Origin of the sequence: Rhodococcus sp. EPR-134 (assembly GCF_001647205.1) — a bacterium.
GTDB lineage: Bacteria > Actinomycetota > Actinomycetes > Mycobacteriales > Mycobacteriaceae > Rhodococcus_F > Rhodococcus_F qingshengii.
On the sequence record NZ_LVCT01000730.1, the window covers coordinates 1 to 8457 of the forward strand.

Genomic DNA, 8457 nt, shown 5'->3' on the forward strand with positions numbered 1-8457 from the left:
TGCTTGAGAGCATCGAGAGTCTGAGACGGTTCGCTGTGCACCGCCGCTGCCAGCAACGGCGCGCTGGGATCGGTGGGGTCGACCAACGGAATGGGAAGTGCGTGCGCAACTTCGCGCGGATCGAGAGCGGCGTCGTGGCTGACACCGTCCACGTACACATCGGTTTGCCCGACCAATTCATCGGTGCCGAAAGACGTTCGCTGCCTGCTGAACACGAGCGAGAGTCCGGGATTCTCCTGCCCGGTCTGCTCGGCGAGGATTTCTCGCAGAACGCCGGTGAGTTGTCCCGCGATTTCCTCGGCGGACTGGAATCGCTTCTTCGGATCCGGGTCGGTGGCGCGTAGCAGTAGACGGTGAAAGAACTCGTGGTCGCGCAATAGTGGCTCGTCCTCCGGTTCGGGAAGGCCGTCGAGGTACCGTCCGTGCTTCGAGGGCATGTCGAGGGTGAGAACCGCGAGTGTTCTTCCGACGGTGAAGATGTCGGAGGCGATGGTCGGACCGGTCTCGATGATCTCGGGTGCTTGATAGCCGGCGGTACCGTACAGGTACCCGTAGTCTTCGATTCCGGACACGGCGCCGAGATCGATCAGCTTCAACTGATCCTCGGTGACCATCACGTTCTCGGGTTTGAGGTCGTTGTAGGCCAGGCCGGTAGAATGCAGATAGCTCAGCGCCGGAAGGATTTCCAGTACGTAGCCGATTGCCTGCTCGATCGGCATGTGCTTGCCGTCCGGGAATTCGGCCAGCACCTCTCGCAATGATCGCCCACCCACGTACTCCATGACGATGTACCCCATGGGTGTGCCATCCGGGCGCGGATGCTCGACGAAGTTGAAGATCTTGACGATGCTGGGGTTGGCGACCTCGGCGAGGAACTGACGCTCGGCCACCGCAACGGCTTGCGCTTCGGAATCACCGAAATGCAAGAGCCCCTTGAGAACTACCCACCTGTCGCTGACATTGCGATCGATCGCGAGGTAGATCCATCCCAGGCCGCCGTGCGCGATGGGCCCTTGAACCTCGTACTGACCGGACACCAATTCGCCCTCTTCGAGGAGTGGACGGAAGTCGAAAGTGGAACCGCACTTGGGGCAGGTGCCGTGCTGAGTTGCCTTGGTGCTTGCGCTCTTACGACCGACTGGTTCGTTGCATTTCCAACAGAACCGTTTCCGCTCGGGGACGGTCGGGTCACTCATCACCGCAGATGCGGGGTCGATCTGCGGGACGGGGGGAACCTCGACCAGGCCGCCGCCGAGGCGCAGCTTTCGTCCCGACCGGCTGCGGCGGGATCGAGTGGAGCGGCCGGTCGGGGAGGAGGATGCGGACGGCGTGGTTCCTCGTATCTGGGCCGAGGTCGGTTCGAGACGCTCGTAGGCGCCCGTGGCTTCGGGCTCGGGCCGCTCGTAGGCGCCGGTGGCTTCGGGTTCGGGACGCATGGAAGCCTGCGTGGCGTCGGGCTCGGGGCCGGTTTCTTCGGTCATGTCAGCCTCAATCCCGGTAGACGGCCGGCGGGGGACCGGGCGAAGGACCGAGGACGCTGAGCCAGCGGTCGTAGATACGGTTCCAGGTCCCGTCGCTCCGGATCCGATCCAGGGTTCCGTTGACGAATCGGACCAAGTCGGGGTTGTCCTTGTTCACTCCGATTCCGTACGGTTCGACGCCCAGTGAGCCACCGACCATCATCAGATACGGGTCTTGCGAGGCGAGGCCCGCGAGGATCGTGTCGTCGGTGCTGATCGCGTCCACCTGCCCCTGCTGGAGGACGACGAGGCAGTCGGACCACATCGGGACGGTGACGACGGTGGCTTCGGGTTGGAGTTGCTGGATTCGAGTCGCCGAGGTCGTTCCCCGGGCAGCGCAGACCCGCTTGCCTGCGAGGTCGTCGATGCCGCGGACGGATGACCCCTGCAAGACCTGAATTCGTTGTTCAGCGGAGAAGTACTGCGTCGAGAAGTCGACCTTCTCGCGCCGCTCGCACGTGATGGTCATAGTCTTGACGACCACGTCGACCATCGATTCCTGGAGTGCGGCGATCCGATCGTCCGACGTCAGGATTCGGTACTCGATCTTCTCCGGGTCACCGAGCAGATCTCGGGCGATTTCGCGGGCGATGTCCACGTCGAAACCCTCGAGGCGCCCGGTGGCCGGATCGCGAAAGCTCATGAGGTTGGAACCGGTGTCCAGGCCCACGATCAGCCGCCCGCGGGCGCGGATGGCGTCGAGGCTCGGCGTGGGTGGCTGCGGAGATGCGTCTGCGGGGGTGGGCCGCAGGCTCGCGGTGAGGTTGGTGCACGACGCGGTAGTCGTCGGTGTCGGGCTGGGAGCGATGGTGGCCTCGGCCGGCAGCGGCGGTTCCGTGTACGACGTGGCGCCTGCGTTGTCCAAGTCTTCGGCTCGATCCGCACCGCAACCGGCGAGCATCAGCATGGCCGCTGCCAGAACCGCGACACATACGGCCGGGCTCTTCCTCCGCATCACCGGTACTCCCGTCACTGATACTCCCGCAGTCGAGGCCAGAATCCGATGAAGATTCCGGCAACTCCGAGAACTGCCAATACAGACATGCCCGGTGCAGAGGCAGCCAACACCCGGGAGGCGTACGAGACGTCGGACCGAAGATTCGTGCGCGAATCCACGATTCCCTGCCAGAGTTCGTGATCGAGCTTTCCGTACTCCGCGGCCGAATCCTGTTCTCCGGCGCCGATGGTGATGGCTGCGGCGGACGTGAAGTCGCCGTTTCCGAGACGGTCGTACATGCGCGTGTGCGCAGCCACCCACTGCTGGCGCGAGTCGAGTGCGGCGGTCAGCACTTCGCTGTTCACTCGGGCGCGTTCGTCGCTTTGCAGGCCCTCGAGGATGTCCCGCAGAGCATCGACCTTGCGGGTGAACGTCACGTTGTCCTCGGCGGTCGAATCCCGCCTCGCCAGCGTGAGGGTTTCCACGGTGCGTGCTTGCTGCGCCATGATTCGTGCCTCGGTCAGTTCGTGCAGTGGCTCGGCCCCGGCGTCGAGCGCGCGCCCGGTGGCCAGTGCGGAGACCAGTCCGACCGTGAGCAGCCACAGCAGAGCTGCAGCGACCGCGAGCGAGGCAAGGATCAACCCGAGATTGAAGCGTCGGCGACTCTTGCGGGAGAAGTACATCTGTGTCGCCACCAGCGCGCACAGCACGAAGACGAACGCCACGATCGGCCACCACGGTGGAGTCTCGAAATCGCGCTGTACTTGTGAGACCAGCGTCTCCTGCGAGGCGTGCAGTTGCTGGGCCATCGGCAGCAGCGAGGTCTGCATCAACTGCGAGGCCTCGCTCAAATATGCTGCCCCGACCGGGTTTCCGACGCGATTGTTCGCCCGTGCAGTTTCGACCAGCCCGGTGTAGACGGAGAGGTCGGTCGAGATGGTGGTCAACGCGCTGTGACCGGCAAGATCGGTCGAGTCGAGACCGGCCGACGCCTGGACGATCTCCGCAGAGGCCTCACCGATCGACTGCGTGTATCGGTCGCGGACTTCGGCGGGTTCGAGGCCGCCGGAGATGAAGGCGGTGGCCGCGGCGGCGTCTGCCAAGGACAACGCACTGTAGAGATTCTGGGCCGAGTTGGCGAGAGGCTCGGTTTCGACGAGGAGGAGGTCGAGGTTCGCCTGGCGGTTCTCGATCGCTGCGGTGGCGAGGAGTCCGGCGATCAAAGTGATCGCGATCAGGATCAGTCCGACGACGGTCAACCGGCCAGGCGTCGAGGACATGAAGGCCTGCAGTTCGCGCCGCAGAAGTGCCTGCTCGTCCTCCGCCGACACTGATGTGGCCTCGGAGGGCGGCAGCGACCGGGGTTCGATGGACGGGACGACACGGTCGACCATCGAGCACCTCACTTCGCTGTAGGCGGGCTACCGAGAAATGATGCCGCCGAGAAATGATTCAGGGCATCTTCGCGAGCATATAAGCATCACCTACACCTGGAGCAGTTTGAAACGGTTAGTGTGGGACAACGGCGAGAGCGGGCGGAGCGAGGTAGTCGATGCGTGGTGACGGTGACGGTTGGTCCATCGGATCGGACGGTACTCGGCATTGGGGTAAACACGGAGCTGCAGGACTGCTTCTGCGTGCCCCCGATTCGGACGGATCACCCATGGTCTTGCTGCAGCATCGTGCGGCGTGGAGCCATCAGGGCGGAACGTGGGCACTGCCCGGCGGTGCGCGGGACTCACACGAGAGCACGACGCACGCTGCCGTCCGGGAAGCACACGAAGAAGCAGGTATCGCCGAGGACGCCGTCCGTGTTCGCGGGGAAGTAGTGACGATGCGCGCCGAGAGCGGGTGGACTTACACCACCGTCGTGGCTGACGCGGCGCATCCACTGTCGACGGTTGCCAATGGTGAGAGCACCGAGTTGCGGTGGGTACGCGAAGCCGACGTCGACTCACTGCCGCTGCATCCGGGCTTCGGTTCCTCATGGCCCGACCTCCGGACCGAGCCTGTTGTGGCCGTGGACGGCGATCCGCACACCGTCGTGCTCGAGGACGGCGGATTCGGATGGTTGTCGGGTAGTTCCCACCAAGGCAGTTCCCACCAAGGCAGTGAGCAGTCAGGCAGTGACCAGAACTTGTCCGAGGCGTCGAGTACGCAGTCGTAGCACTCGAGTCTTCACAGTTCATACACAGCAGAAGGGCCGGACTCCGCGGGAGTCCGGCCCTTCGGTGTTTCGGTCGTCGACCGAAACGAGGCTCAGCTGAGCGAGTTCAGCGCCGTGATGAAGCTGACCGCGGTGATACCGAGCTTGAGCAGCTCGCTGATCTTGCCGAGGTTCAGGTCTTCGAGCGATTCGGTGCTGAGCGAGCCGGTGTCGAGGGATCCCATTTAGTGCTCCTAGGTTCAGTTAGTAACTGGAGGTAAACTACAACAAACCGAATGGGATGTGACACGCAATCGAAGCAACTGTGAGCAAGATCACTTAATCCGACTTTTCGGACATCCAATCGCACCTAGGAACTGGGAGTTTGTTGTCTGATCGGACAACTTCCGTTCACAATTCGAGTCAGGCGTGCTGACCCGTAACTGTGCGGAAATCGCCCGGCAAACACTTGACGAACGCCAGTTACCGGCTTTCAGCGCCCAGCGACGGCTGCGGCGAGGCGTTGCGCGGCCGCCTGGGGATCCGATGCTTGCGTGATTGCACGCACGACGACGATGCGCGTGGCGCCGGCATCGAGCAGCTCTGGCAGACGTTCTTCGTCGATGCCGCCGATCGCAAACCAGGGCCGCGGCGGTGCGGCGTCGGCGGTCGATCGAACCAGTTCCAAACCGGACGCACTTCGATTCGGTTTGGTCGGTGTCGCCCAGACCGGCCCGGTACAGAAGTAGTCGACGCCCTCCTCGATGGCGGCCAGACTCGCCTGCGCGCGACTGCTCGTCGAACGGCCGATGACGACGTCTTCACCGACAACAGTTCGCGCGTAGGGGACGGGAATGTCGTTCTGGCCGAGGTGGAGGATGTCGGCGCCGGAAGCCATCGCGAGATCCGCGCGATCGTTGACGGCCAACAATGCGCCGTGGCGTCGCGCTGCGGTCGCGAGAATGCCCAGCGCTACCAGTTCGTCCTTGGCCTCGAGCGGGCCGAACTCGCGCTCACCGGCAGAGCCTTTGTCACGCAATTGGATGATGTCGACTCCGCCGGACAATGCTGCCTCGGCGAACTGCGCGAGGTCGCCTTTCTCGCGGCGCGCGTCGGTGCACAGGTACAGCCGTGCTGCTGCCAGGCGCTCGCGCCGGTCGATGTCGTTACTGGGATGTGTGGGGTGCACGGAGCAAACGGTAGCCTCTAGGGAGCAAGGTTCGACACGGGAGTCCTGAAACGTCGTCGTCACTTTTTGTCGTGACTGCGAGGTTCGTTGGGCTGAGAGGGGATCGCGACCAGATCCCGACCGTCAGACCTGACCCGGATCATGCCGGCGCAGGAAGTGGAGGTGGAGTTTCGTGAGTACACACGCTCGTACGGTGTCGGTTGTCGGCGGCGGTGTCATCGGTCTCGCTATCGCGTGGCGAGCAGCCCGCGACGGGTGGGCCGTTCGGTTGTACGACCCGTCCATTGGATCAGGTGCTTCGTGGGTGGCGGGCGGAATGCTTGCCCCGCTTTCCGAAGGCTGGCCGGGTGAAGAAACCGCGTTGACGGTTGGTGCAGCGTCCCTGGAACGGTGGCCGACGTTCGGTGAGGAGCTCGGAAAATTCGGGCAATCGGTCTTCACCGCGGACAGCTCGCTGACGGTTGCACTCGACGCTGCCGACGCGCAGGACCTGCAGACCATCGCCGAGTGGGTGAGCTCGCAGGGGCACGAACTCGAAGTTCTCGGTCGCGCGCGCATCCGTGAACTCGAACCGATGCTGGGCCGGGGCATCCGGTCGGGGTTGATGGCTGTTGGTGAGTCCGCCGTCGACAACAGACTTCTGCTGGCGGCGTTGCAGAAGGCCTGTGCGGAATCCGGCGTCGAATTGATCGCGCGGGCCGTCGACGACCTCGCCGAACTCGATACCGATCAGATAGTGCTCACCGCCGGTATCGCGTCACCCAAGCTGTGGCCCGGGCTACCGGTACGCCCGGTCAAGGGCGAAATCCTTCGCTTGCGCAGTAGGCCTGGAGTCACCCCGGCGCCCAGCCGTACCATCCGTGGAAGCGTCCACGGGCGGCCCGCCTACCTCGTCCCGCGCGGTGACGGAATCGTCGTCGGCGCAACACAATACGAGTCTGGTGAGGATACACAGGTCACGATGGCCGGAGTACGGGACCTGATCAACGACGCCGAGGCACTGATGCCGGCGATCGGCGAATACGAACTGTACGAGTGCGCGGCAGGTCTGCGTCCCATGACGCCGGACAACCTGCCGTTGATCGGGCGCGTGTCCGATCGTGTTGTCGTCTCCACCGGGCACGGCCGCAACGGGGTCCTGCTGACGCCCGTCACCGCCGATGCGACGGTCGCGTTGCTGAACGGCACATCTTTGGTCGAGGTAAAAGGAACCGAACCCGAGCGGTTCGCAGTAGCTAAGGAAAATTCATGAGTGAGCAGGTCCCGATCGGGATCACCGTCAACGGCGAAGATCTCGAGTTCGATCGAGCAGTCACGGTGACCGAACTTCTGACGCACCTCGAGTTGCCGAGCAAAGGCATCGCCGTCGCCGTCGACGGTGCGCTCTTTCCTCGCGGGCGTTGGGACGAATCCGTCGGACGTGGTTGGGAAATCGAGATCCTCACGGCGGTGCAGGGTGGCTGAGCAGGACCTTCTCACTATCGCGGGCCGCAGTTTCGGTTCCCGGCTCATCACGGGGACAGGCGGCGCCGCCAACCTTGCGGTGCTCGAGGAAGCGCTTGTCGCCTCCGGTACCGAACTGACCACCGTCGCGATGCGGCGAGTCGACGCGGCCGGCGGCACCGGCGTTCTGGACCTGCTTCGTCGCCTCGGAATCGAACCGTTGCCGAACACCGCCGGGTGTCGAGGCGCCGCCGAAGCGGTCCTGACGGCGCAGTTGGCACGCGAAGCGCTCGAGACGAACTGGGTCAAACTCGAAGTCATCGCCGACGAGCGGACTCTGCTGCCCGACGCAATCGAACTCGTCTCCGCCGCAGAACAATTGGTGGACGACGGATTCACCGTCCTGCCGTACACGACGGACGATCCGGTGCTGGCGCTTCGCCTCGAAGAGGTCGGCTGCGCGGCAGTCATGCCGCTCGGTTCACCCATCGGGACAGGGCTGGGTATCGCGAATCCGCACAACATCGAGATGATCGTCGAGCGCGCCGGTGTGCCCGTCATCCTCGACGCCGGAATCGGAACGGCCAGCGACGCCACCCTTGCCATGGAGTTGGGCTGCGACGCCGTCCTGCTTGCGACAGCGGTGACGCGGGCCAAGAATCCCGCGTTGATGGCGTCGGCGATGCGGCACGCAGTGGTAGCAGGTTTCGAAGCGCGTCACGCCGGCCGGATTCCCAAGCGGTTCTGGGCCCAAGCATCGTCCTGACGGACCATTTCCGGGTGTTTTCTCAGGGTTATGCCCGGATTGTCCGGCTTCGTGTCCTACCTGAGTACCACTCGGAACTAGACCTGTGGCCGATGTGCTGGTCATTGCCGGTAGGGCAAAGTTCTCCTCATGATTGAACTGAGGGGATTGACCAAGGTTTACGGACCGACGAAAGCGGTGGACGATTTGTCGTTCACGGTCAAGCCGGGCATCGTGACGGGCTTCCTGGGCCCGAACGGTGCAGGTAAGTCGACGACGATGCGGATGATCCTGGGTCTGGATCAGCCGACGTCGGGTGCGGCGTTGATCGAGGGCAAGCCGTACCGCGAGCTCAAGACGCCGTTGCGGACTGTCGGCGCGTTGCTGGATGCGAAGTGGGTGCACCCCAATCGCAGTGCGCGTGCACATCTGCAGTGGATGGCTGCTTCGAACGGGATCCCGAAGTCCCGCGTCGAC

Annotated in this window: 10 protein-coding genes and 1 riboswitch; of the genes, 5 read left to right on the forward strand and 5 right to left on the reverse strand. The window is 63.9% G+C overall.

From position 1 onward, the window contains the following. The 3 genes from A2J01_RS31635 to A2J01_RS31645 all read right to left on the reverse strand — a co-directional run. Positions 1-1481 (reverse strand): serine/threonine-protein kinase (locus tag A2J01_RS31635; protein WP_156519465.1); only part of this gene is annotated, 1481 nt, incomplete at its 3' end. A gap of 7 nt (positions 1482-1488) precedes the next feature. Further along, the gene (locus A2J01_RS31640) at positions 1489-2475 is read right to left on the reverse strand and encodes a glutamate ABC transporter substrate-binding protein (RefSeq protein WP_042925914.1); all 987 of its coding nucleotides are present in this window, start codon (positions 2473-2475) and stop codon (positions 1489-1491) included. Positions 2476-2489: 14 nt separating this feature from the next. Further along, positions 2490-3851, reverse strand: coding sequence for a hypothetical protein (locus A2J01_RS31645; protein ID WP_042452116.1), 1362 nt, complete (start codon positions 3849-3851; stop codon positions 2490-2492). Between the two features lie 158 nt (positions 3852-4009). Between A2J01_RS31645 and A2J01_RS31650 the strand changes: the two genes are divergently transcribed. Next, positions 4010-4624, forward strand: a complete 615-nt coding sequence (locus A2J01_RS31650; protein ID WP_063314811.1) for an NUDIX hydrolase — start codon at positions 4010-4012, stop codon at positions 4622-4624. A gap of 92 nt (positions 4625-4716) precedes the next feature. Here A2J01_RS31650 and A2J01_RS37280 read toward each other — a convergent pair whose 3' ends face one another. Together A2J01_RS37280 and thiE are read right to left on the reverse strand one after the other, a co-directional pair. Further along, positions 4717-4848, reverse strand: coding sequence for a hypothetical protein (locus A2J01_RS37280; RefSeq protein ID WP_003944354.1), 132 nt, complete (start codon positions 4846-4848; stop codon positions 4717-4719). 248 nt (positions 4849-5096) lie between these two features. Continuing rightward, positions 5097-5792, reverse strand: coding sequence for a thiamine phosphate synthase (gene thiE / locus A2J01_RS31655; RefSeq protein WP_003944422.1), 696 nt, complete (start codon positions 5790-5792; stop codon positions 5097-5099). 26 nt (positions 5793-5818) lie between these two features. Then, positions 5819-5965, forward strand: a riboswitch (TPP riboswitch). Between thiE and thiO the strand changes: the two genes are divergently transcribed. From thiO to A2J01_RS31675, 4 genes are all read left to right on the forward strand, one after another. Next, entirely contained in the window at positions 5965-7044 is a 1080-nt protein-coding gene (gene thiO, locus A2J01_RS31660) for a glycine oxidase ThiO (RefSeq protein ID WP_064114312.1), read from the forward strand. Its footprint overlaps the riboswitch before it by 1 nt. Then, complete coding sequence (gene thiS / locus A2J01_RS31665) at positions 7041-7256, forward strand: sulfur carrier protein ThiS (RefSeq protein WP_003944402.1); 216 nt, start codon at positions 7041-7043, stop codon at positions 7254-7256. Before thiO ends, thiS begins: the two co-directional genes overlap by 4 nt. Then, positions 7249-8001 (forward strand): thiazole synthase, encoded by a 753-nt coding sequence (locus A2J01_RS31670; RefSeq protein ID WP_007726857.1) that lies wholly within the window; start codon positions 7249-7251, stop codon positions 7999-8001. Before thiS ends, A2J01_RS31670 begins: the two co-directional genes overlap by 8 nt. Before the next feature lie 129 nt (positions 8002-8130). Beyond that, positions 8131-8457 (forward strand): ATP-binding cassette domain-containing protein (locus tag A2J01_RS31675; RefSeq protein WP_156519339.1); only part of this gene is annotated, 327 nt, incomplete at its 3' end.

Excerpts from the sequence above, each read along its gene's own strand:
- thiS (WP_003944402.1), top strand. The coding sequence starts at position 7,041 with ATGAGTGAGCAGGTCCCGATCGGGATCACCGTCAACGGCGAAGATCTC.
- A2J01_RS31640 (WP_042925914.1), bottom strand. The coding sequence starts at position 2,475 with ATGCGGAGGAAGAGCCCGGCCGTATGTGTCGCGGTTCTGGCAGCGGCC.
- A2J01_RS31650 (WP_063314811.1), top strand. The coding sequence starts at position 4,010 with ATGCGTGGTGACGGTGACGGTTGGTCCATCGGATCGGACGGTACTCGG.
- A2J01_RS37280 (WP_003944354.1), bottom strand. The coding sequence starts at position 4,848 with ATGGGATCCCTCGACACCGGCTCGCTCAGCACCGAATCGCTCGAAGAC.
- A2J01_RS31645 (WP_042452116.1), bottom strand. The coding sequence starts at position 3,851 with ATGGTCGACCGTGTCGTCCCGTCCATCGAACCCCGGTCGCTGCCGCCC.